18 protein-coding genes and 2 riboswitches are annotated in these 21,094 nt (G+C 70.1%); of the genes, 8 read left to right on the plus strand and 10 right to left on the minus strand.

What is annotated here, in order from left to right:
• The first annotated feature begins 256 nt into the window (after nt 1-256).
• Nucleotides 257-353: riboswitch (glycine riboswitch) on the plus strand.
• 1 nt (nt 354) lies between these two features.
• A riboswitch (glycine riboswitch) is annotated at nt 355-454 on the plus strand.
• A gap of 118 nt (nt 455-572) precedes the next feature.
• Entirely contained in the window at nt 573-1,676 is a 1,104-nt protein-coding gene (gene gcvT, locus E1161_RS20935) for a glycine cleavage system aminomethyltransferase GcvT (RefSeq protein ID WP_132625905.1), read from the plus strand.
• Between the two features lie 30 nt (nt 1,677-1,706).
• A complete protein-coding gene (gene glyA, locus E1161_RS20940; RefSeq protein ID WP_132625907.1) occupies nt 1,707-2,987 on the plus strand; it encodes a serine hydroxymethyltransferase in 1,281 nt (426 codons plus the stop codon).
• A 369-nt stretch (nt 2,988-3,356) separates the two neighbouring features.
• On the opposite strand, the gene E1161_RS20950 is transcribed toward glyA, so the two are convergent.
• From E1161_RS20950 to E1161_RS20970, 5 genes are all read right to left on the minus strand, one after another.
• The gene (locus E1161_RS20950) at nt 3,357-3,785 is read right to left on the minus strand and encodes a hypothetical protein (protein WP_132625909.1); all 429 of its coding nucleotides are present in this window, start codon (nt 3,783-3,785) and stop codon (nt 3,357-3,359) included.
• Nucleotides 3,786-3,899: 114 nt separating this feature from the next.
• Nucleotides 3,900-4,286, minus strand: a complete 387-nt coding sequence (locus E1161_RS20955; protein WP_165939893.1) for a helix-turn-helix domain-containing protein — start codon at nt 4,284-4,286, stop codon at nt 3,900-3,902.
• Between the two features lie 216 nt (nt 4,287-4,502).
• On the minus strand, nt 4,503-5,162 hold the full coding sequence (locus E1161_RS20960; RefSeq protein ID WP_132625913.1) for a DedA family protein: 660 nt from the start codon (nt 5,160-5,162) through the stop codon (nt 4,503-4,505).
• 125 nt (nt 5,163-5,287) lie between these two features.
• The gene (gene dacB / locus E1161_RS20965; protein WP_132625915.1) at nt 5,288-6,859 is read right to left on the minus strand and encodes a D-alanyl-D-alanine carboxypeptidase/D-alanyl-D-alanine endopeptidase; all 1,572 of its coding nucleotides are present in this window, start codon (nt 6,857-6,859) and stop codon (nt 5,288-5,290) included.
• Nucleotides 6,860-7,079: 220 nt separating this feature from the next.
• Complete coding sequence (locus E1161_RS20970) at nt 7,080-7,784, minus strand: LysE family translocator (protein ID WP_235875181.1); 705 nt, start codon at nt 7,782-7,784, stop codon at nt 7,080-7,082.
• On the opposite strand from E1161_RS20970, the gene E1161_RS20975 reads away from it, so the two are divergent.
• On the plus strand, nt 7,783-8,286 hold the full coding sequence (locus tag E1161_RS20975) for an Lrp/AsnC family transcriptional regulator (RefSeq protein ID WP_132625917.1): 504 nt from the start codon (nt 7,783-7,785) through the stop codon (nt 8,284-8,286). The two genes, E1161_RS20970 and E1161_RS20975, sit on opposite strands and share 2 nt — an antisense overlap.
• Before the next feature lie 192 nt (nt 8,287-8,478).
• Here the strand turns inward: E1161_RS20975 and E1161_RS20980 are convergent, their stop codons facing one another.
• Together E1161_RS20980 and pyk are read right to left on the minus strand one after the other, a co-directional pair.
• Nucleotides 8,479-9,423 carry an acyl-CoA thioesterase gene (locus E1161_RS20980; RefSeq protein WP_165939894.1) on the minus strand — a complete coding sequence of 315 codons (945 nt, stop codon included), beginning with the start codon at nt 9,421-9,423 and terminating at the stop codon, nt 8,479-8,481.
• A gap of 66 nt (nt 9,424-9,489) precedes the next feature.
• A complete protein-coding gene (pyk, locus tag E1161_RS20985) occupies nt 9,490-10,911 on the minus strand; it encodes a pyruvate kinase (protein ID WP_132625919.1) in 1,422 nt (473 codons plus the stop codon).
• A 65-nt stretch (nt 10,912-10,976) separates the two neighbouring features.
• Here pyk and E1161_RS20990 point away from each other — a divergent pair, with 65 nt between their 5' ends.
• Nucleotides 10,977-11,348 (plus strand): VanZ family protein, encoded by a 372-nt coding sequence (locus E1161_RS20990; protein WP_235875182.1) that lies wholly within the window; start codon nt 10,977-10,979, stop codon nt 11,346-11,348.
• Here the strand turns inward: E1161_RS20990 and E1161_RS20995 are convergent.
• On the minus strand, nt 11,326-11,991 hold the full coding sequence (locus E1161_RS20995; protein WP_132625921.1) for a DUF2461 domain-containing protein: 666 nt from the start codon (nt 11,989-11,991) through the stop codon (nt 11,326-11,328). The two genes, E1161_RS20990 and E1161_RS20995, sit on opposite strands and share 23 nt — an antisense overlap.
• Before the next feature lie 212 nt (nt 11,992-12,203).
• Here E1161_RS20995 and E1161_RS21000 point away from each other — a divergent pair, with 212 nt between their 5' ends.
• Both E1161_RS21000 and E1161_RS21005 read left to right on the plus strand, forming a co-directional pair.
• Nucleotides 12,204-14,570, plus strand: a complete 2,367-nt coding sequence (locus E1161_RS21000; RefSeq protein ID WP_132625923.1) for an ATP-binding protein — start codon at nt 12,204-12,206, stop codon at nt 14,568-14,570.
• A gap of 130 nt (nt 14,571-14,700) precedes the next feature.
• Nucleotides 14,701-15,501, plus strand: a complete 801-nt coding sequence (locus E1161_RS21005) for a lytic transglycosylase domain-containing protein (protein ID WP_235875183.1) — start codon at nt 14,701-14,703, stop codon at nt 15,499-15,501.
• A gap of 136 nt (nt 15,502-15,637) precedes the next feature.
• Here E1161_RS21005 and E1161_RS21010 read toward each other — a convergent pair whose 3' ends face one another.
• On the minus strand, nt 15,638-16,330 hold the full coding sequence (locus E1161_RS21010) for a FadR/GntR family transcriptional regulator (protein WP_132625925.1): 693 nt from the start codon (nt 16,328-16,330) through the stop codon (nt 15,638-15,640).
• Between the two features lie 169 nt (nt 16,331-16,499).
• On the opposite strand from E1161_RS21010, the gene E1161_RS21015 reads away from it, so the two are divergent.
• Complete coding sequence (locus tag E1161_RS21015) at nt 16,500-17,888, plus strand: GntT/GntP/DsdX family permease (protein ID WP_132625927.1); 1,389 nt, start codon at nt 16,500-16,502, stop codon at nt 17,886-17,888.
• Between the two features lie 403 nt (nt 17,889-18,291).
• Nucleotides 18,292-20,607 (plus strand): HelD family protein, encoded by a 2,316-nt coding sequence (locus E1161_RS21020; protein ID WP_132625929.1) that lies wholly within the window; start codon nt 18,292-18,294, stop codon nt 20,605-20,607.
• Here E1161_RS21020 and E1161_RS21025 read toward each other — a convergent pair.
• A complete protein-coding gene (locus tag E1161_RS21025) occupies nt 20,575-21,075 on the minus strand; it encodes a hypothetical protein (RefSeq protein WP_132625931.1) in 501 nt (166 codons plus the stop codon). The two genes, E1161_RS21020 and E1161_RS21025, sit on opposite strands and share 33 nt — an antisense overlap.
• Between the last annotated feature and the right edge of the window lie 19 nt (nt 21,076-21,094).

The raw sequence follows: 21,094 nt of genomic DNA on the forward strand, positions 1-21,094 counted from the left end.
CGGAGCGGAAGCAGACCGCCCTCCCGGGCGGAAGGCAGCGCCCCGCGCGATCCGCTGCGCGCTGGCCCCTCCTCCGACGACCTCGCCGAGATCAACGCCGTGCGACGCGACGCGCGGGCGATGCGTGGTGGCATCGATGCTCCTCTCCACCTTCCCGCGAGAACCGAGGTCGGGTTGAGATCACTCGGTCTCCCTGTTGACTGCGGGTGGGGCGGTTCGTAGCGTCTGTGAGCGGCACAACCGAATACCGCGCCGATGACGTCTCGCGGGAGAGACCTCGTCCTCGCCGGACGAGGCGCCGAAGGAGCAATACTCCCCAGTAAACTCTCAGGCACCGTTACCGCAGGACACCAGGCTAATCACGGAGAAAAGCAGGAGCATCGCGCTTCTCGCCCACGGTGCAAACCACCCCGCCGGGTGGTGAAACTCTCAGGCCAATGACTCCGGGGAGACCCGCCCGACCAGCGCAGCCCGCGCCGGTCGGGGGTCGAGGCGCCCCGGATAAGGTTGGGCGCGTGAGGTGACCGGCCCTCGACTGCCGACCGGCACGCCCACCCAGGAGGAGTTTCACCATGTCGTCGCCCCGACAGACACCGCTGCACGCGGTGCACGAATCCCTCGGCGCCACCTTCACCGAGTTCGCCGGCTGGCAGATGCCGGTCCGCTACAGCAGCGACACCGCCGAGCACAACGCGGTCCGCACGGGCGCCGGTCTGTTCGACCTCACGCACATGGGCGAGATCCTGATCAGCGGCCCGCAGGCCGCCGAGGCGCTGGACTACGCGCTGGTCGCCAACGCCTCCGCCATCACCCCCGGTCGCGCCCGCTACACCATGATCTGCAACGAGACCGGTGGCGTGCTCGACGACCTGATCATCTACCGGCTCGCCGAGCAGGAATTCCTGGTCGTGGCCAACGCCGCGAACGCGGCGGTGGTCTCCGCCGAGCTGGCCGAGCGGGTCTCCGGTTTCGACGCCGCGCACTCCGACGTCTCCGACGACCACGCGCTGATCGCGGTGCAGGGCCCGAGCGCGGTGGCGATCCTGGCGCCGCTGACCGACACCGACCTGAGCAGCGTCAAGTACTACGCGGGCTACCCCTCGACGGTCGCCGGCAAGGAAGTGCTGCTGGCTCGCACCGGCTACACCGGCGAGGACGGCTTCGAGCTGTTCACCGCCCCCGGCGACGCCGAGGCCGTGTGGCAGGCGCTGGCCACCTCCGGCGCCGAGCACGACCTGAAGCCGGCCGGGCTGTCCTGCCGCGACACGCTGCGCCTGGAAGCGGGCATGCCGCTGTACGGCAACGAGCTGTCGGCGGAGCTGACGCCCTTCCACGCGAACCTCGGCCGAGTGGTCAAGCTGGACAAGGACGCCGACTTCGTCGGCAAGTCCGCGCTGGCCGCAGTTGCCGAGAAGCCCACCGAGCGCACCCTGGTGGGGCTGACCACCGAGCAGCGGCGGGCGCCGCGCCACGGTTACCGCGTCCTCGACGCCCACGGCGCCGAGATCGGCGAGGTCACCAGCGGCGCACCGTCCCCGACCCTCGGTCATCCGATCGGGATGGCCTACGTCGACCGGGAGCACAGCGAACCCGGCACGGCCCTGCAGGTCGACATCCGAGGCCGCAACGTCGCGGTCCAGGTCGTCGAGCTGCCGTTCTACCGCCGCAACGCCTGACTGAAAGAAAGAAACAGGAGGCACACACTGATGTCGAACCCGGATCTGTTCAACGATGCCCTGGCAGCGGTTGACCCGGAGGTGGCAGCGGCGGTCGGCGCCGAGCTGGGTCGCCAGCAGAACACCCTCGAGATGATCGCCTCGGAGAACTTCGCGCCGCAGGCCGTGCTGCAGGCACAGGGCTCGGTGCTGACCAACAAGTACGCCGAGGGCTACCCGGGCAAGCGCTACTACGGCGGTTGTGAGCACGTCGACGTCGTCGAGCAGCTGGCCATCGACCGCATCAAGGACCTCTTCGGCGCCAGCTACGCCAACGTGCAGCCGCACTCGGGCGCGCAGGCCAACGCGGCGGCGATGTTCGCGCTGCTCAAGCCGGGCGACACCATCATGGGCCTGGACCTCGCCCACGGGGGTCACCTCACCCACGGCATGCGGATCAACTTCTCCGGCAAGCTCTACAACGTCGTGCCGTACCACGTCTCCGAGTCCGACCACCGGGTCGACATGGAGGAGGTCGCGCGCCTGGCGCGGGAGACCAAGCCGCAGCTGATCGTCGCGGGCTGGTCGGCCTACCCGCGTCAGCTGGACTTCCAGCGGTTCCGGGAGATCGCCGACGAGGTCGGTGCCTACCTGATGGTCGACATGGCGCACTTCGCCGGCCTGGTGGCCGCGGGGCTGCACCCGTCGCCGGTGCCGCACGCGCACGTGGTCACCACGACCACGCACAAGACGCTGGGCGGCCCGCGCGGTGGTGTGATCCTGTCCAACGACGAGGAGTTCACCAAGAAGTTCAACTCCGCGGTCTTCCCTGGTCAGCAGGGCGGCCCGCTGGAGCACGTGATCGCGGGCAAGGCGGTGGCCTTCAAGATCGCCGCCGGCGAGGAGTTCAAGGACCGCCAGCGCCGCACGGTCGAGGGCGCCCGGATCCTGGCCGAGCGCCTGCTGGCCTCCGACACCACCGAGGCCGGTGTCTCGCTGGTCTCCGGCGGAACCGATGTGCACCTGGTGCTGGTGGACCTGCGCAACTCCGAGTTGGACGGCAAGCAGGCCGAGGACCGGCTCCACGAGATCGGCATCACCGTCAACCGCAACGCCGTCCCGAACGACCCCCGCCCGCCGATGGTCACCTCGGGTCTGCGGATCGGTACGCCGGCGCTGGCCACCCGCGGTTTCGGCAAGGAGGAGTTCACCGAGGTCGCCGAGGTGATCGCGCAGGCCCTCAAGCCGGACTTCGACGAGTCGATCAGCGCCGAGCTGCGCACCCGCGTGGAGGCCCTGGCCGCCAAGCACCCGCTCTACCCGAACCTCTGACCGTCTTGAGAACACGCCGCATTCCGGACTTCGCTCCGGGATGCGGCGTTCCACGTCGCGCTCCGATGTGGACCGAACGCCAGCTTCACCTGGGGATGACCCTCAGCGCGCACCTGGTCACCACCGCGAGGTGAGACGCTCGAGGGCCGGTCCGGAATGCCGCTGGCGCCGTACTCGACTACGCGGTGCTGGCGTTCCTGGCGTTCGTCGTGGTGCTGCCGGCCTTCGACGCCGAAACCCGCATCGCCCTCCACATCACGCCGGTGCTGGCGATCGCGCTCATCGCCGGCTACCTGGCGAGCCGAAAGAGCCAACCCACCCGAGTTCGAGCGCCGAGGCGGAGAAGGGACCCCGGGCCGGGGCCCGTTCTCATGCGCCCTCGGCGGTGTCAGCGAGGTCTTGGAGGGCCCGGGCTAGTTGGCGGGCTTCGGAGGTGCTGAGCTCGCTGGGCTCGTAGCCGGCCTCGCAGGCGGTGCGGCCGAGCCAGGTGACCAGGTAGGTCTCCGCGCCGTCGGCCTCGATCGCGAGGTTGAGCCGCTGACCGGTGCGCGACATGTCGAAGGCGATCTGCCCGGCCTCGGCGTCGAGCAGGCCGAGCACCGCTCGCGCCAGTTCGCGCGCCTCGTCCGGGGACAGCTCGCAGGGCTCGCAGCCGCCGTCGCGAGCGCTGTCGACGAACGCGATCAGGTAGGTCTCCCCGACCGAGGTCTCGACGGCCACGTGCAGCCGCTCGCCCGTGCGAGGAGCCGGGATGGCGGCCGCTGTGGCCGGAGCGCTCACGGTGCCGGTGTGGCTCATGCTGTCACCTCTCATCCATTCTCAGGCAGCAGTCCACTCCGCTTCCCGCCGGATGTCACCCCGTGAACGTTCGCGGAGCGCCAACCGCTTCGGAAATCCCACGAGGACCGGCACCTACACACCGGCGTCCGCGTGGTCGGCGGCGGAGCGTTCCAGCTCCTCCACGCGCGCGCTGACCTCGCGCAGCAGGACCTGGGTGGGCACCGAGTCGAGCTCGGGAGCGATGCGGACCTCGGCACCGGCCTCGTCCGCGCTCAGCCGACCGGCCTTGACCAGCACTTCCAGCAGCGGGACGCCGAGGGCGCGGGCCATGATCCGCGCATTGCCGATGTCGGGCCGGTAGCCCTTGCGCCAGCGGAAGACGACGCTCGGTCTCAGTCCGCTGTGCTCGCAGAAGTCATGAACGGTCCATCCGCGTTCGGCCAGGTGCCGTTCGAGGTATTCGACGAAGTCGCTGTCCCCCGCAGTCGCGGTCACGTCGCTCGCGCCAGCGTGTGCCATGCATTCGAGTTTAGTCCCGCCCGTGCGACTCACCGCACTCCGCTCAACGGGTGGATGCGCGCACCTGCTATGAACCGCCAGCGCTTCCACCACTGGTTTCGCGTTGACGCGTGCATTAGAGTCCAGACACATGGATGAGACTCACGTGTGCGTCACACCGTCGAAGCACCAGGCTCTCGGCCGCGGCGTCCGCATTTCGGCACACCGCCCGACCCACTAGGCCGCGGTCTCGACATCCTCGACCTGCCTGTCGGCCACGACCTGGCCGCGCGGGCGACGGCGCTTCCAAGCCCAAACAGCCACACCGACCAGCACGACCGCGATCACCAGCACCCAACTCGCCCGGCCGAGCATCGACTCGACGTACTTCGCCGACGCTCCCGCCGCCCAGCCGATCCCGACGTGGGTGGCCGACCAGGCCACGGCGCCGATCACCGAGGAGACGAAGAACCGCGGGTAGGACATGCCGCTGGCGCCCGCAGCGGCGGGCAGCAGCGTCCGCACCACCGGCAGGAACCTCCCCACGAGCACCGCGCCGATCCCCCAGCGCCGCAGCAGCCTGCCCGCGCGATCCCAGTGGTGCTGGCCGAGCTTGCGCACCACCTTCGTCTCGCGCATCTTCAGCCGGTACCGGCGACCGAGCCAGAACCCGATGTTGTCACCGACGGCCGCGCACACCGCCACGGTTCCGGTCAGCGTCAGGAAGAAGCCGAGGTCGTTCACCGCAGCCGAGGCCACCAGCAGACCCGCCTCGCCGGGGACCAAGAACCCCAGGCCGATGGTGCACTCGCCGAGCACAAGAGCTCCGGTGGCCAGCACGAGCAGCGGCCGGGGAAGACCGGCGATCATGGCCAGGGCGTCGCTGATGAACGTCACGGGAACGGGCTCCTCGGCTGCGGCAGCTCTGACGGCGGTCACGCTACCGGGGAGCAGATGAGCTGCTCTCAGGTATGGCACCGATACGGCACCGAACCCGAAACCCTTGCCCTAAGGGAACCGGATCAGCAGGACTTGGTCCAGGAGCACTCCAGGGCACGCTCGTCGCGCGGGGTGCTCGGGTCGTCGCGCGGCGTGCGCGGCTGCGGCACCCGCGGGCGCCCGCGCGGTCGGTCGGCCGCGCCGTTGTGCTCGGCGAGCCGGATCGCGATCGCGTCCTCCAGGTCCTGCGGGCCATCGGAGAGGTAGTCGTTGAACACCACCGAGAACACCAGCCTGCGGCCGTCTGCAGCGGTGACGTAACCCGACAGCGAGGTGACGCCCGTCAGCGAACCCGTTTTGGCGTGCACGTTGTCGGCCGCGGCGGTGCCGGCCATCCGGTTGCGCAGGGTGCCGCCGACCAGCCTGTCCGGCGCTCCGGCGACCGGCAGGGCGTCGTAGAAGGTCTGCGCCCACGGGCGTTGCGAGGCGTTGTCCAGCAGCAGGGCGAGCTGATCCGGGGTGACGCCGTCCATCCGGGACAGCCCTGATCCGTCCACCAAGCGCAGCGAGTCGGCGTCGACGCCGAGCCCGCGCAGCTTCTCGGCGAGCACGCCAGTCCCGGCCGCCCAGCTCCCCTCGCCGGCCTGCTCGCGTCCCATGGCCTTGACCAAGACCTCGGCGTGGCCGTTGTTGCTGAGCTTGAGCAACGGCACCAGCAACTCGCGAAGCGGCATCGACTCGCGCGCGGCCAGTTCACGCGCACCTCGCGGAGCGGCGGCCCTCCCGGTCCCGGTGACCGTGATGCCGTGCGCGGCCAGGGCGCGGGCGAAGACGTCGGTGGCGTAGGCGGTCGCGTCGGGCACGGCCACCCACTCCTCGACCGGCTCGGCACCGGCCGGGACGGTCCCGGTCACCACGACCCGGCCGCTGTGGTGGTCGCGGGTGACGGTGATGTCCGGTTCGCCCTCGGCACCGGTGGTGGCGCGGTTGTCGATGCTCAGCGCATCGGTTACCGGGTCGAGCGCGACCTCCGGCGCCTGGCCCGACGTCGTGGGCGTGACCCGCACGATCGCGCTCCCGGCGTCGAAGTCGGTGTCCGGCGCCGCGCTCAGCGCCGAGACCGGCGCCGAGTAGTAGTAGGGCTCGTCGTCCCAAGCCCATCCGGTGCCCAGCGGAACGTCGTCGAACCACGTGTCGTCGGCCAGCAGCCGACCGCGCACCTCGCGAACGCCCTGCTCGGCGATCTGGGCGGCGAGCCGGTCGTAATCGGCGGCCAGCACCGTCGGATCACCCGTTCCGCGCAGGTGGAGATCGCCCAGCAGCGCCGGGCCCTGCTGCGCGGCGTCGCTGAGCACCTGGGTGCGGAACCGGTAGTCGGGCCCGAGGGACTCCAGCGCCGCAGCCGCGGTGAACAGCTTCGCGTTGGAAGCCGGCGTGGCGCGGTCGGTGGCCTGCCTGCTGTAGAGGACCTCGTCGGTGGCCGGATCGCGCACCACGACCCCGGCCTGCGCTCCGCCGAGCCTGGGATCGGCCAGGATGTCGTCGAGGTCGACCTCGAGCGCATCCACCCCGGTCGGCGCCGCGCCCGTCGAGGGCACCGCCACCAGCGGGAACGCCACCGCCAACCCGACCACGAACGCCCACCGCCTGCGCATGCCCGCTCCTCTCCGTGATCACGGAGACTAGGCAGCTCAGCTGTGGGAGGTCAACGAACTCCACCCAGGAGCCGCGAACGAGGACCAACCCCAACCCGACCACCAGAACCCGGAACACCCCCGGAACAGGTCCCCGAGTGCAGCGGGAGTCCAGCACCCGAACACCGCAGTGGTCCGCCGACCTGATCGCGGCGGTACCCGGGTAGGTGGGGAGCTGGAGTCAGCCGACTGCGATCGAGGTGGCCATGGCCAGGAGGGCGCCGCCGCAGCAGCGTTCGAAGACCGCGCGGCGCTTGGGGCTCGCCAGGAGCGCGGCCAGCCGGCCGACGGACGGGACCACGACCAGCCACCACGCGGCGAAGGCCATCACCGCGACACCGCTGAGCAGCGCCGCCTGCGGCATCGGCGCCGCGCTCGGGTCCATCGCCTGCGGCAGCAGTGTCAGGAACGTCAGCATCACCTTCGGGTTGAGCACGTCGGTGAGCAGCCCGCGCAGGAACACCGCGCGACCGGAACGCGGCTGCTCGCCGACGGCCTCGGCCGGAGTGGAACCGGCGTGGCGCAGCATCTGCAGCGCCATCCACGCCAGGTAGGCCACGCCCAGCCCCTTGACCACGAACAGCGCCGCCGGCAGCGCCGCGACCAGCGCCGACAGGCCGAGGGTGGCGGCGGTGGCGTGCAGCAGCAGCCCGCAGGTCACGCCCGCAGCGGCCAGCCATCCGTACCTGCGACCGCTGGCCGCGTTGCGGGTCACCAGGACGAAGTCGGGACCGGGGACCAGCACGATCACCAGCAACGCCAGCAGGAACGACCCCCAGGCGATGTGCACGACGAACTCCTTCGAAGAACTTCGGGGAAGCAGGTGCGCGAATTCTCCGTCGATGGTTCGCCTGGTTTCGAGGAGCTGCGTAGGATGTTCGGTCATGAGCGAATCCGTAGAACTGGATTCGGTTGACTGGTGGATTCTGGAGGAGTTGCAGAACGACGCGACCCTGCCGAACCGCACCCTCGCCGAACGGATCGGGCTAGCACCCTCCAGCTGCCTGCAACGCGTCCGCAGGCTGCGAGAACGGGGAGTGATCACCGGGTCGCACATCGACGTCGACCCGGCCGCCACCGGACTGGCGCTGGAGGCGGTGGTGGCGGTCAACGTCCGCCCGCACACCCGACAGGTCGTGGATCAGTTCCGCGAATTCGTCATGGCCCAGCCGGAGACCCGCTCGCTCCTGCACGTGAGCGGCCAAGCCGACTTCCTGCTGCACGTCGCGGTGGCCGACACCAAGCACCTGCAGGAGTTCCTCGTCGACAAGCTCGCGTCGCGAACGGAGGTCCGGAACTTCACCAGCTCGATCGTCCTGGAACAGCTCCGCACCAGAGCCCTCACGGCGCCCAAGCACCTGCGCCCGAAACGTCGCAATCGAACCTGACCCCGGCTGCGCGGCAGCCGCCGCTCGGCGTGCGGCTCACCCGTGCACCACGGCACGGCACCGCCGCAGGTGGTCGACCGGGTTTCAATGGAAATCCCCCGTATCCGATCTCAATGGGAGTCGGGTACCGGATTTCCATTGAAATCGGGGTCTGGCCGGAAGTGGACGCAACGGCGGGGCCGTGCGGGGAGGTCAGCCGTTGACGCGGAGGAGTCCCTCTTGGACGACCGTGGCGACGAGTTGGCCGTCCTGGGAGAAGAAGCGGCCGGTGGCCAGACCGCGGCCGCCCGAGGCGCTCGGCGAGGCGCAGTCGTAGAGGAACCACTCGTCAGCGCGGAAGCGGCGGTGGAACCACATGGCGTGGTCCAGGCTCGCGCCGACCACGTCGTCCAGGCCCCAGTAGACGCCGTGCCGCGCGAGAGGCGCGTCCAGCAGCGTCATGTCGGAGGCGAAGGCGGCGATGCACACGTGCAGCAGGTGGTCGTCCGGCACGGCCAGCGCGCCGTCGGCGCGCATCCACACCTGGTTGCGGGCCTCGCGCGGGCCGTTCTCGCGGCTCACCCACGGCGGCTCGGTGACGTAGCGGACGTCGATCGGGCGGGGCTGCGTCGGGCCGAGCTTCGACAGCGACTCGCCGAGCCTCTCGCCGAACGTCGGCAGCGACTCCGGCGCGGGGACCTCGGGCATCGGCTCGGCGTGATCGATGCCGTCCTCGTCGATCTGGAACGACGCCGACAGCGAGAAGATCGTCTTGCCGCGCTGGACCGCGACCACGCGGCGGGTGGTGAACGAACGACCATCACGGGTGCGATCGACCTCGTAGACGATCGGGATGCTCGGGTCGCCGGGCCGGATGAAGTACGCGTGCAACGAGTGCACCCGTCGCTCCTCCGGCACCGTGCGACCGGCGGCGACCAGCGCCTGCCCGGCGACCTGGCCGCCGAAGACGCGAATGGTCGAGGAAGCGGGGCTCACACCGCGGAAGATGTTCTCCTCGATGCGCTCCAGGTCCAGCAGCGCCACCAGGCTGTCCAGCACGGGTTGGCCGTGCGGCACGCCGTTGACGTCCACCGGAACCTCGCCCTGCAGGTGGGTCCCGGTCGGGTCGGCTGCTGCGGCCCTGGCCGCTTCGGTCACTGCAGTGCTCCTCGTTAGTGCGCCCGACCGGCCGGACGGGAGCAGGTGCTCCCGTCCGAAGGCCGATCAGACGTGGTCTTCTTCGCCCAGCCGGTGCACGCGGATGAGGTTGGTCGAACCGACCGTGCCCGGCGGTGAACCGGCGACGACCACGACCATGTCGCCGCGCTGCGACCGGCCCAGGGACAACATCGCCTGGTCGACCTGCCGCACCATCTGGTCCGTTGTGTCCACCTTAGGCACCAAGAACGTTTCCGTCCCCCAAGTGAGAGCGAGCTGACTCCGCACGGACTCCTCGGGGGTGAACGCCAGCAGCGGCAGGCGGGTGTGCAGCCGCGCCAGCCGGCGCACGGTGTCGCCGGACTGGGTGAAGGCCACCAGAGCCTTGGCGTTGAGGCGCTCGCCGATGTCGCGCGCCGCGTAGGAGATCACGCCGCGCTTGGTGCGCGGGACGTGGCTCAGCGGCGGCGGCGTGGGCGAACCGGATTCCACGGCCTCGACGATGCGGGCCATGGTCTGCACGGTCTCGATCGGGTAGCGGCCGACGCTGGTCTCGCCGGACAGCATCACCGCGTCGGCGCCGTCGAGGACCGCGTTGGCGACATCGGAGGTCTCGGCCCGGGTCGGGCGCGAGTTCTGGATCATCGAGTCCAGCATCTGGGTGGCCACGATGACCGGCTTGGCGTTCTCCCGCGCGATGCGGATCGCCTTCTTCTGGACCAGCGGGACGTGTTCGAGCGGGAGCTCCACGCCGAGGTCACCGCGGGCGACCATGACACCGTCGAAGGCCAGCACGATGGCTTCGAGGTTGTCCACCGCCTCCGGCTTCTCCAGCTTCGCGATGACCGGTGCGCGGCGGCCGACGCGGTCCATGACCTGGTGGACCAGGTCGATGTCGGCGGGGCTGCGCACGAACGACAGCGCGATGAAGTCCACGCCCAGTTCGAGGGCGAATTCCAGGTCCTCGATGTCCTTCTCGGACAGGGCGGGCACGGAGACGTCCATGCCCGGCAGGGAAATCCCCTTGTTGTCGGAGACGAGGCCGCCCTCGGTCACCTCGCACACGACATCGTTGTCCTCGACGGAGGTCACGACCATCGCGACCTTGCCGTCGTCGACCAGGAGCCGGTCGCCCTTCTTGGCGTCCTCGGCCAGGCCTTTGTAGGTGGTGGACACCCGGTCGTGCGTGCCCTGCACGTCATCGACCGTGATGCGCACGACGTCGCCGGTTCGCCACTCGACCGGTCCGGCTGCGAACTTCCCGAGCCGGATCTTCGGTCCCTGCAGGTCTCCTAGGATGCCCACGGCGCGGCCGGATTCCTTCGCCGCGGCCCGGACCATGTCGTAGACCTGCTGGTGGTCGGCGTGGCTGCCGTGGCTGAAGTTCAGCCGGGCGACGTCCATTCCGCTGCTGACGAGCTCGGCCACCTTCTCCGGGTTGGCGGTGGCGGGGCCCATGGTACAAACGATCTTGGCTCGTCGACTCACATCACGTCAGCGTAGTCTCTCGCCGCCCGGGTGCAGCACTCAGCCACGCCCCAAGGAGCTGATCGGTGATTTCCTTGCTGGATCATTACAGGAACCAGCTCGCGCGGCTCCCGCTCCTGATCGCGTTCCTGGTCAGCGTGATCGTGCTGTTCACCCCGGAATCGGGCGTGCCCACCGCACCGCCGGGGACCGACAAGGTGGTGCACTTCACCCTTTTCGCCGCGCTGGCGATCACCGGTCGCATCTCCGGATGGCGACCCTCGTCACTGCTGCCCGCGCTCGTCGCCTACGCCGCGCTCTCGGAAGTGCTGCAGGGCGTGCTGCCGCTGGGGCGCAGCTGCGACCTCCTCGACGGCGTCGTGGACGTCGCGGGCGCGCTGATCGGCTGGGCGGTGTTCGCCCTGCGGTCGCGGTCTAGCGCCGCTTCTTCTCGGTGACGCCGATGTGGTCGGCGCACCACTGGTTGAGCTCGCGCACGGCCTCCCACGACTCGCGCACCCTCTGGAGGCATCCGCGCTCGTGCAGCACGTCGTCGGGTTCCCAGCTGCGCGCCGCGTAGAGCGTCTTGTGCCGCAGGAGATCCAGCCTCGGGTGGTCGGGGGCGAAACCGCGCGGACGCGTCTGCAGCGTGGTCCCAGCGATCTCCCAGCCCTGCTCGGCGAGCACGTCGAGCAGTCTCCGCAGCTCCTCGCCGTGGACCTCGGTGTCCACGGCCGTGCGGTATCGGGCCAGCTGGTCGGATTCGGTGTGGTAGCAGCCGCCCGCCACCACCATCCCCTCGGGGCCGACCTCGACGTAGTAGGCGCCGCTGCCACGCCCCAGCTCGATGACGGCTCCGCAGTGCGTCTTGTACGGCGACTTGTCGCGGCTGAACCGCACGTCGCGGTAGGGCCTGAACACCTTGCCCCTGCCGAACCCGGACGCGAACTCGGGTTCCAGCTCGGCCAGCAACGCCTCCATCGGCGCCCGGACGTGCTCGGCGTAGAGCCGCTGGTTGTCCGCCCAGTAGGCCTTCGAGTTGTCCGCCAGGAGCCCTTCGTAGAACTCCACGACCCCGTCACCGAAACCTTCGAACCTCACACCTCGACTCTAGGAGGGGCGAGCGGGTGAGGCGGACCCGGCGGCTGACGCCCTGGTGGAAGAGGTGGCGGAGGAGCCGCGAGACCCCCGGCCGGGTGGATCCCGCGACTACTGCGGGTCGGCTGATCTCACGAGTTCCCCCTGAGGGATCACAGCGGCTGCGCGGATCAAGATCCCAGGTCAGCGGCCGTTTCGCGAGCTAAGCTCGAATGGTGGTCTCCACTGCTAACGCCCGCATGCGCGAATCAGCGGGCAACCTACCGGCCGACGTGACGAGCTTCGTCGGCCGTCGTCGTGAGATCACCCTGACCAAACGCCTCTTCTCCGAGGCTCGCGTGGTCACCCTCACCGGCCCGGGCGGCGTCGGCAAGACGCGGCTGGCCGTGCGCGTGGCCTCCAACATGCGCCGCTCCTTCCGCGACAAGGCCTGGTTCGTCGAACTGGAGAACCTCGACGACGGCGCGCTGGTGCTCGACGCCGTCATCGAGCAGCTCGGCCTCGGCGGACCGTCCTCGGCCGCGGGCCTGGAGACGATCGTCGACCAGCTCAAGAACCACGAGATGCTGCTGGTCCTGGACAACTGCGAGCACGTGATCGAAGACGTCGCCATGCTCGTCGACGCGCTCATGCGCTGGTGCCCGGGCGTGCGCGTGCTGGCCACCAGCAGGCAGTCGCTCGGCGTGGCCGGCGAATCCACCGTCGTCGTGCCGCCGATGCAGGTGCCCGATCCCGGACACCTGCCGCCCGCCGAGGCCTACGAGCAGTTCCCCTCGGTCCGGCTGTTCGTCGATCGCGCCAAGGCCGCGGTCCCGGAGTTCGAGGTCACCACCGACAACGCTGAGGCGCTGATGCGCCTGTGCCACCACCTCGACGGGAACCCGCTGGCCATAGAGCTCGCGGCTGTCCGGCTCCGGTCGCTGTCCCTGCAACAGCTCGAAGAGCGCCTCGCCGAGCGCTACGACCTGCTCACCGAGGGCCGCCGCGGCGCACCACCCCGCCAGCAGACGCTGCGCGCGCTGATCGACTGGAGCTACGAACTCCTCGACGAGCGCGACCGGCGGGCGTGGGCGCGGATGTCGGCCTTCTCCGGGAGTTTCGACCTCTCCGCCGCCGAGCACGTCGCCGGCGACGGCAAGGGCGTGGACATCCTCACCGCGGTGCACTCGCTGGTCGACAAGTCCGTGCTGATGCGCGAGGAGGACGGCGGCGAGCTCCGCTACCGGCTGCCGCACACGCTGCGCGAGTACGGCCTGGACAAGCTCGGTGAGTACGGCGAGACGAACCTGGTGCGCGACCGGCACTGCACCTTCTTCGCCGAGCTCAGCGCGCGGTTCGCCGCGGAGTGGATCGGTCCCGGCCAGGCCACGTGGGTGCAGCGCCTGCGGAACGAGCAGGACAACCTGCGCATGGCGCTGCGGCACGCCGCCGAGGGCTCCGAGACCGGCGGGACCGCGTTGCGGCTGGTCACCGACCTGTGGCCGTACTGGGGAATCCGCGGTCTGAACGCCGAAGCGCGCCACTGGCTGGACGAGGTCCTCGACAACACCCCGCGCGACCTGCCCGAACGCTCCAAAGCACTGCGGGTCAGCGCCTGGTTCGCGCTGTTGCAGGGCGACCTGGACCGGGTGCAGCCGCTCCTCGAACGCGCCACCGTGCTGGCCACCCAGCGCGGCGACGAGATCGAGCGCGCCTACCTGGCGCTCCTGCACGGGCTGATCGCGTTCTTCAAAGACGAGCAGCAGCGCGGGACCGAACTGGCGGACGGGGCGCTGGAGCAGTTCCGCAAGCACCGGGAGCTCGCCGGTGAGCTGTGGTCGCTGCACGCGCTGGGCCTGATCAAGGGCATGGGCGACGACCCCGACGCCGGGCTGCGGATGCTCGCCGAGTGCATCCAGCTGTCCACCGAGCACAGCGAGCTGTACTGGCGCTCCTACGCGCAGTGGGCGACCGCCCAGGTCCAGATGCGCCGGGACCGACCTGACCGGGCGGAGAACTCGGTGAAGGAGGCGCTTCGGTTGCAGCGCGAGCTCGACAACCGTCTGGGCATCGCCTTCAGCATGGACACGCTCGCTTGGATCGCGCACCGGCAGCAGCGCTTCGAGCGCGCGGCCCGGCTGCTGGGCGCCTCCTCGGCGCTGTGGGACGCGGTCCGCTCGGCCCCGGGGTTCTGGGCGCGGTTCGCAGGCGACCACGACCAGCACCTGATGCAGATCCGGACGGCGCTGGGGCCGGAAGTGTTCGACGAGCAGTACGAGCGCGGGCGGGCGATGTCGCTGCCGCACGCCCTGGACTACGCGCTGGAGCTCAAGCGCACCACCAGGCGGTCGTCGTCCGGCTCGGAGTCCGAGGACAACGTGCACCCGATGCCGCTGACCCGCCGCGAGCGGCAGATCGCCGATCTGGTCGCTCAGGGACGCACCAACAAGGACATCGCGGAGAGCTTGGTGATCGCCCAGCGCACGGTCGAGGGGCACGTGCAGAACATCTTGACCAAGCTCGACTTCACCTCCCGCGCGCAGATCGCGGGATGGGTCGCGGGGCAGCGAACGGGTGGCACAGCCGACACCGAAGCCCGGTAAACGTTCTTGCTCACTACCACAACGGGTAGCCAGAAACGTTCACCGAACGGCCCGAATGGCTCAAAATAGGTAGTCGACCCCGTAGAAACCACCATGCAGGGTGACTCTCCGTTGCGGATTCTGGGTCCTCGTGACCCCCGACGAGACGAATACCCCCGACCAGATCACCCCCGGCACCCCGCAGGATCGCACGACCGGCCGGCGCCGTTGGGAGAGGACGGCGCCCTACGGGAGCCGACTGCCCGCGAGCTTCCTCGGCGATGCCGCCGACCGCGCCCACCGCGTCGCCCCCAGGGTGCGGTCGCTGCAGGTCGGCGCCGCGGTCGCGGCGTTCGGCGTGCTCGGCGTCTTCACCGCCGCCGCAGGTGGCGACAACGCCGAAACCCGCACCGAGTCCGCTCCGGTGCACCAGGCGGCCGAGGCCGCCCCGCTCGCCGTCCCCGCGCCGGTTCCCGCCCCGGTTCAGCCGGTCGTCGAGCCCCAGGCCGCGCCCGCCCCCGTCGCGCAGCCCGCTCCGGCAGCCCAAGACGCACCCGAGGCGGCACCGGCTAACAAGGAAGCGCCGAAGCCGAAGGACCAGGTCGACGCCTGGATCCACGAGGCCATCCAGATCATGGAGAAGAACGGCATCCCGCGCGACCAGATCGATGCCGAGGCCATCCGGACGATCATCATGCACGAGTCCAACGGTGACCCGAGCGCCACGAACAACTGGGACTCCAACGCCGCGGCCGGCACCCCGTCGATCGGTCTGATGCAGACCATCGCGCCGACCTTCGAGTCGTTCGCGCTGCCCGGCCACGAGAACGTCTACGACCCCGTCGACAACATCATCGCCGCCACCCGCTACTCGATCGAGCGCTACGGCTCCGTCGCCGACGTTCCGGGCGTGTCGGGCCTGCGTTCCGGCGGCAGCTACCAGGGTTACTGATCCCTGCCGAACCCCCCGCGACCACCACCCCGAGGTCGCGGGGGATTCGTGCGTCCGGGGGCGGTTCCGGTCCGAGCTGCTGGGCAGGACGGATTCGATCGCGGGTCGGCTCGGACCTGGACCGCCGCTGCCGCGCTCAGGACTCCAAGCCTTCGAGGGTTCCTTCGAGGGCTTCGGCCACCAGCTCCCGCATGGCCCACTCGGCTCGGACCCGGTCGCCCGCCCGGATGCACTCGGCGATCTCGCAGTGCAAGCGGACCGCGACCGGACGCGGGCGCACCGGCATCAGGCCGTGGCCCGCGCGCCACCGCAGCAGCTCCTCGACGACCTCGTGGAGCTGGGCGAACATCTCGTTGCCGGAGGCGGTGAGGATCAGCCGGTGGAACTCGACGTCGGCGTCCATGAACGCCTCCAGATCACCGGCGCGCGAGGTGGCCACCATCCGCTCTGAGAGCGCGACCAGCCGGGCCGTGTGGTCGTCCTTCGCGCGGTCGGCGGCCGCCGCGGCGGCGACGGGTTCGACGGCGGTGCGCAGCTCGGCGAGGGTCTTGAGCTCCGCCGAGCGGTCGGCGGCCAGCCGCCAGCGGATGAGCATCGGGTCGAAGCTGTTCCACTCCTCGCGCGGGCGCACCACGATTCCCACCCGCTTGCGGCCCAGGACCAGCCGGATGGAGGCGAGGGTGCGCACGACCTCGCGAGCGACGCTGCGAGAGATGCCGAACCGCTCCTCCAGCTGCTCGATGCGCAGCACGCTGCCGGGAGGGTGGGTGCCCGCGGCGATCTCCCCACCGAGGACTTCCAGCACCTTGCCGTGCAGCCCGCCGCTCATCCGCCACGCCCCTTCGCCGGTGAAAAACGCGTTCGACCAGTGCCCGAGCGTAGGCGGCGAACGCCGAGTGACCGGCATAACAGTAATACTTAATCGGTAATGAAGAACTAAAAGTCATACTTAATGCTTAGGCTGTGGCGCGCACCAGCTGCTCAACGAGGAGCCCTCCATGCTTTCCAGCCTTTCCGCCCCGCTCGCCCAGGCAGCGTCCTGGACGGCGCACGACACCCGTCTGCTGAGCGCCGCGGTCGCCGGCATCGCGGTGATCGTGCTGCTGATCAGCTGGGCCAAGCTCCACCCCTTCCTCTCCCTGGCGCTCGGCGCGACCACGCTCGGCGTGGTGGCCGGCATGCCCTTCGGGGACCTCGTGGACACCTTCACCGAGGGCCTCGGCAAGACCGTCGGCGACGTCGGCCTGCTCGTCGCGCTCGGCGCCATGCTCGGCAAGCTGCTCACCGACAGCGGTGGCGCCGATCAGGTCGTCGAGACGGTCATGCGCCGCACCACCAGCAAGACGCTGCCGTGGGCGATGGTGTTCATCGCCGCGCTGCTCGGCCTGCCGATGTTCTTCGAGGTCGGCGTCGTGCTGCTGGTCCCGGTCGTGGTCATGGTCGCCGCCCGGACCGAGCAGCCGATGCTGCGGATCGGCATCCCGGCGCTTGCCGGTCTGTCGATCCTGCACGGTCTCGTCCCGCCGCACCCCGGTCCGCTCGCCGCCGTCGACGCGCTGCACGTCGACCTCGGTCTGACGCTGGCCTTGGGCATCGTGGTGGCCATCCCGACAGCGATCGTCGCCGGTCCGCTGTTCGGCTCCTACATCGCCAAGCGCGTCGACCTGCCGCCGGCCACCCAGCTGCTGGGCAAGGCACCCGAGCAAGAGGAGCACCCGCACCGGCCGAGCTTCTTCGCCGCCGTGGCGATGCTGCTGCTGCCGGTCGTGCTGATGCTGTGCAAGTCGGTCGCCGACCTGACGCTGGCCGAGGACACGCTCGGCTACACGATCCTCGACACCATCGGCACGCCGGTCGTGGCGATGATGCTGACCGTCCTGATCGCGATCGTGGTGCTCGGCCGCGGCGCCCGGTTCTCCCGCTCCCAGCTGTCCGACGTCGTCGGCGGTTCGCTGCCCGCCATCGCCGGGATCATCCTGATCGTCGGTGCCGGTGGTGGTTTCAAGCAGACGCTGGTCGACTCCGGCGTGAACAACACGATCACCGACCTGGCCACCGGGGCGCACCTGTCGCCGCTCGTGCTGGGCTGGCTGATCGCGGTCGGCATCCGCGTCGCGACTGGTTCGGCAACGGTCGCCACGATCTCGGCCGCGGGCATGGTCGCACCGCTGGTCATCGGCCTGCCGCCCGCGCAGGGCGCGCTGGTCGCGCTGGCGATCGGCTCCGGCTCGCTGTTCCTCTCGCACGTCAACGACGCCGGGTTCTGGCTGGTCAAGGAGTACTTCGGGATGACCGTCGGCCAGACCCTCAAGACCTGGTCGGCCATGGAAACCCTCCTGTCGGTCGTCTCCTTCGTCGTCATCCTCGCCATCTCCGCCGTCGTCTAGGGACCCGAACAACTCGGTGACCAGATCCCCGGATACCCGTTCACAACGCGGAGAACCGCCGCAATCGGGGTTCCGAGAACGGCCGCGCTCCGGCCCCGCACGGAAAACCGCCGTAGTCCGGTCACGGATTGCGGCGGTTTTCCGTGTCCTGGGGTCGGGGTGTGGGCCGGTTTCCGAGGCCGGGCGTCGGCGTTGTGGTCGGGTTGGCAGGGCGGTTGTGCCGGATCGGTGGGGTGGGCGTGGGTTGCGGTGGGAGGACCTGGCGGTCGGGTCTTCGGTCGTTGGGGTCCTCGTGGTTCTCAGGTGGGTTCGCTGCGCGATGCTCGCCATGGGGGCGCGGTATATTGGCAGGTCGGGCCTTGAGGTCCAGTTGTCTTGTCCGCGCCTGGCATGAGGTGGCGAATTGTCCGACGCCGGAGTTGATCGGGAAACCGTTCGCACCGAAGAGATCGCAGCCGAACAGCGCTACCTGAACGTGCTGTACGGCAAGCTCGACGACCTCAGAGCGGAGACGATCCAGCGGCTCAAGGACACGCTGCGCGACAGCGGCGGTCCGCCGCAGGCCCGCACGGAACGCGACATCTCCACCCGGATGTACACCGACAAGCTCACCCAGCTCAGCGCGGTGGAGCACGGCATGTGCTTCGGGCGGTTGGATCTCGACGGCGGCGAGACCTTCCACGTCGGCAGGATCGGCCTGTTCGACGAGGACGACGAGTACGAGCCGCTGCTGCTGGACTGGCGCGCACCGGCCGCCCGTCCGTTCTACCTGGCCACGGCAGCGGCGCGGGACGGCGTGCAGCGCCGCAGGCACCTCAAGACCAGCTGGCGCAAGGTGCTCGACTACGAGGACGAGATCCTCGACCTCGACGCCGCCGAGCAGGGCAGCGATCTGGGCCTGGCCGGCGAGGCGACCCTGCTGGCGCGGCTGGACGCCCGGCGCACCGGCCAGATGCAGGACATCGTCTCCACCATCCAGGCCGAGCAGGACCGCGTGATCCGCGCGGGCATGAACGGCGTGCTGGTCGTGCAGGGCGGGCCGGGCACCGGCAAGACCGCCGTCGCACTGCACCGCGCGGCCTACCTGCTGTACACCTTCCGCGAACAGCTGTCCAAGCGCGGCGTGCTGGTCGTCGGGCCGAACCCGACGTTCCTGCGCTACATCGGCCAGGTGCTGCCCTCGCTGGGCGAGACCGGCGTGCTGCTGTCCACTGTGGGCGGCCTGTACCCCGGGATCACCGCCACCGGAACCGAATCCGCGCAGGTCGCCGAGATCAAGGGGCGGCTGAGCATGACCGACGTGCTCAACGCGGCCGTCCGCGACCGGCAGCAGGTGCCGCGCGACCACGTCGAGGTCACCTTCGACCGCGAACCGCTGCACCTGCACCGCAAGGACGCCACCGCTGCGCGCACCCGCGCCCGTCGCACCCGCCGTCCGCACAACCTGGCGCGCAGGGTGTTCCGCGAAGAGATGTTCCGCGCGCTGACGATGCAGGTCGCCGACCGGCTCGGCCGGGAGCTGCTGGACCGGCGCGACCTCGACGAGATCAACGTGGAGCTGCGCGCCGACCCCGAGGTGGCCCGCGCGCTCGACGAGCTGTGGCCGGAGCTGACGCCCAAGCTGCTGCTCGACGAGCTGCTGAGCTCCCCGGAACGCCTGGCCACCGCCACCGCGAAGGTCCTCGGCGACGCCGAGCGCGACGCCCTGTCGCGACCGGCGGGCACGCCGTGGACACCGGCCGACGTCCCGCTGCTCGACGAGATCGCGGAACTGCTCGGCGAGGACGACGCGCAGGAGCGCGCCGACCGCGAACGTGCGGAGCGCGAGGAACTCGCCTACGCGCAAGGCGTTCTGCACATCATGGAGCAGGACGAGGAGATCGCCGACGAGGAGCGCCTGCGGGTTTCCGACGTGCTCGACGCGGAGCTGCTGGCCGAGCGGTTCCGCACCCGCAGCGACCTGACCGCCGCCGAGCGCGCCGCCGAGGACCGGACCTGGACCTTCGGGCACGTCATCGTCGACGAGGCGCAAGAGCTCTCGGAGATGGCCTGGCGCGTGTTGATGCGCCGCTGCCCGAGCCGGTCGATGACGCTGGTCGGCGACGTGGCGCAGACCGGTGCGCTGGGCGGGACCCAGTCCTGGGACCAGGTCCTCTCGCCGTACGTGCAGGACCGGTGGAAGCAGGTCGAGCTGACGATCAACTACCGCACTCCGGCCGAGATCATGGACATCGCGACCGACGTGCTGGCCGCCATGGACACCGATCTGCAACCGCCGCGCTCGGTGCGCACCAGCGGCCACCAGCCGTGGACCCGGCGGGTTCCGGCCGACGAGCTGACCACGACGCTGCCCGGGCTGATCGGCGACGAGCTGCGCGAGGTCGGTGACGGCCGGGTGGCGGTGCTGCTACCGCCGGCGCTGCTCTCCGAGTCCGGACAGCAGCTGGCCGAGGCGCTGCCGGACGCGGTGATCGGCACCCGGCCCGACGACCTGGAATCCCCGACGGTGCTGCTCACCGTCGACCAGGCCAAGGGCCTGGAGTTCGACTCGGTCCTGGTGGTCGAACCGGAGGCGATGGCCGAGGCGTCCGAGCGCGGGATCAACGACCTCTACGTGGCGCTGACCCGGGCGACCCAGCGCCTCGGCATCGTTCACTCCGGCGACCTGCCGGCCGTTCTGGCTCGTTCAGCGGAGAACGGGGGCGCCGTAGCGGGTTAGGACCTGAGCGAGCACGTCCTCGCTCTCGCGGATGTCGTCGACGTCGAGCAGGCGGTAGCCGGTCCAGCCGTCCTGCTGGACCATCCACTCCTGCGGGACGCCCGGGTTGTAGCCGCCCTGGGGCCACACCGTCAGGTAGGTGGCGGTGCTCCGGTCGTCCTTGGGCTTGCGCAGTCGGGTCACCGAGACGGCGGCGACGTGCTGCCAGCCCAGTGCGACCCGCACCTTCTTGACCTTGTGCTCGATCAGGATGCCGCGCTCGTCGATGCGCACCGTCATCGGCCGCAGGCTCTTGATCAGCATGACCAACCCGGCCACGACCCCGATCGGCGCGGCGAAGAAGATGAAGTGGATCCGGACGTCCGAATCCCCGGTCAACCCGCCGATCAGCATCACGGTCCCGATGCTCGCGAGCACGATCACGACCAAGGCGAAGATCGTGTTGCCCGAACTCTTGTGGAAATCCACTTTCCCCCCGTCCACTGCG

This window comes from Saccharopolyspora aridisoli (genome assembly GCF_004348445.1).
In the GTDB taxonomy this organism is placed as follows: Bacteria; Actinomycetota; Actinomycetes; order Mycobacteriales; family Pseudonocardiaceae; genus Saccharopolyspora; species Saccharopolyspora aridisoli.

Bases quoted from the DNA above. Each gene is read 5' to 3' on its own strand.
- E1161_RS20975 (WP_132625917.1), top strand. From the start codon at position 7,783: ATGAGCGAATCCGTAGAACTGGATTCGGTTGACTGGTGGATTCTGGAG.
- E1161_RS21015 (WP_132625927.1), top strand. From the start codon at position 16,500: ATGCTTTCCAGCCTTTCCGCCCCGCTCGCCCAGGCAGCGTCCTGGACG.
- glyA (WP_132625907.1), top strand. From the start codon at position 1,707: ATGTCGAACCCGGATCTGTTCAACGATGCCCTGGCAGCGGTTGACCCG.
- dacB (WP_132625915.1), bottom strand. From the start codon at position 6,859: ATGCGCAGGCGGTGGGCGTTCGTGGTCGGGTTGGCGGTGGCGTTCCCG.
- E1161_RS20955 (WP_165939893.1), bottom strand. From the start codon at position 4,286: ATGGCACACGCTGGCGCGAGCGACGTGACCGCGACTGCGGGGGACAGC.
- gcvT (WP_132625905.1), top strand. From the start codon at position 573: ATGTCGTCGCCCCGACAGACACCGCTGCACGCGGTGCACGAATCCCTC.
- E1161_RS21010 (WP_132625925.1), bottom strand. From the start codon at position 16,330: ATGAGCGGCGGGCTGCACGGCAAGGTGCTGGAAGTCCTCGGTGGGGAG.
- E1161_RS20950 (WP_132625909.1), bottom strand. From the start codon at position 3,785: ATGAGCCACACCGGCACCGTGAGCGCTCCGGCCACAGCGGCCGCCATC.
- E1161_RS20970 (WP_235875181.1), bottom strand. From the start codon at position 7,784: ATGACCGAACATCCTACGCAGCTCCTCGAAACCAGGCGAACCATCGAC.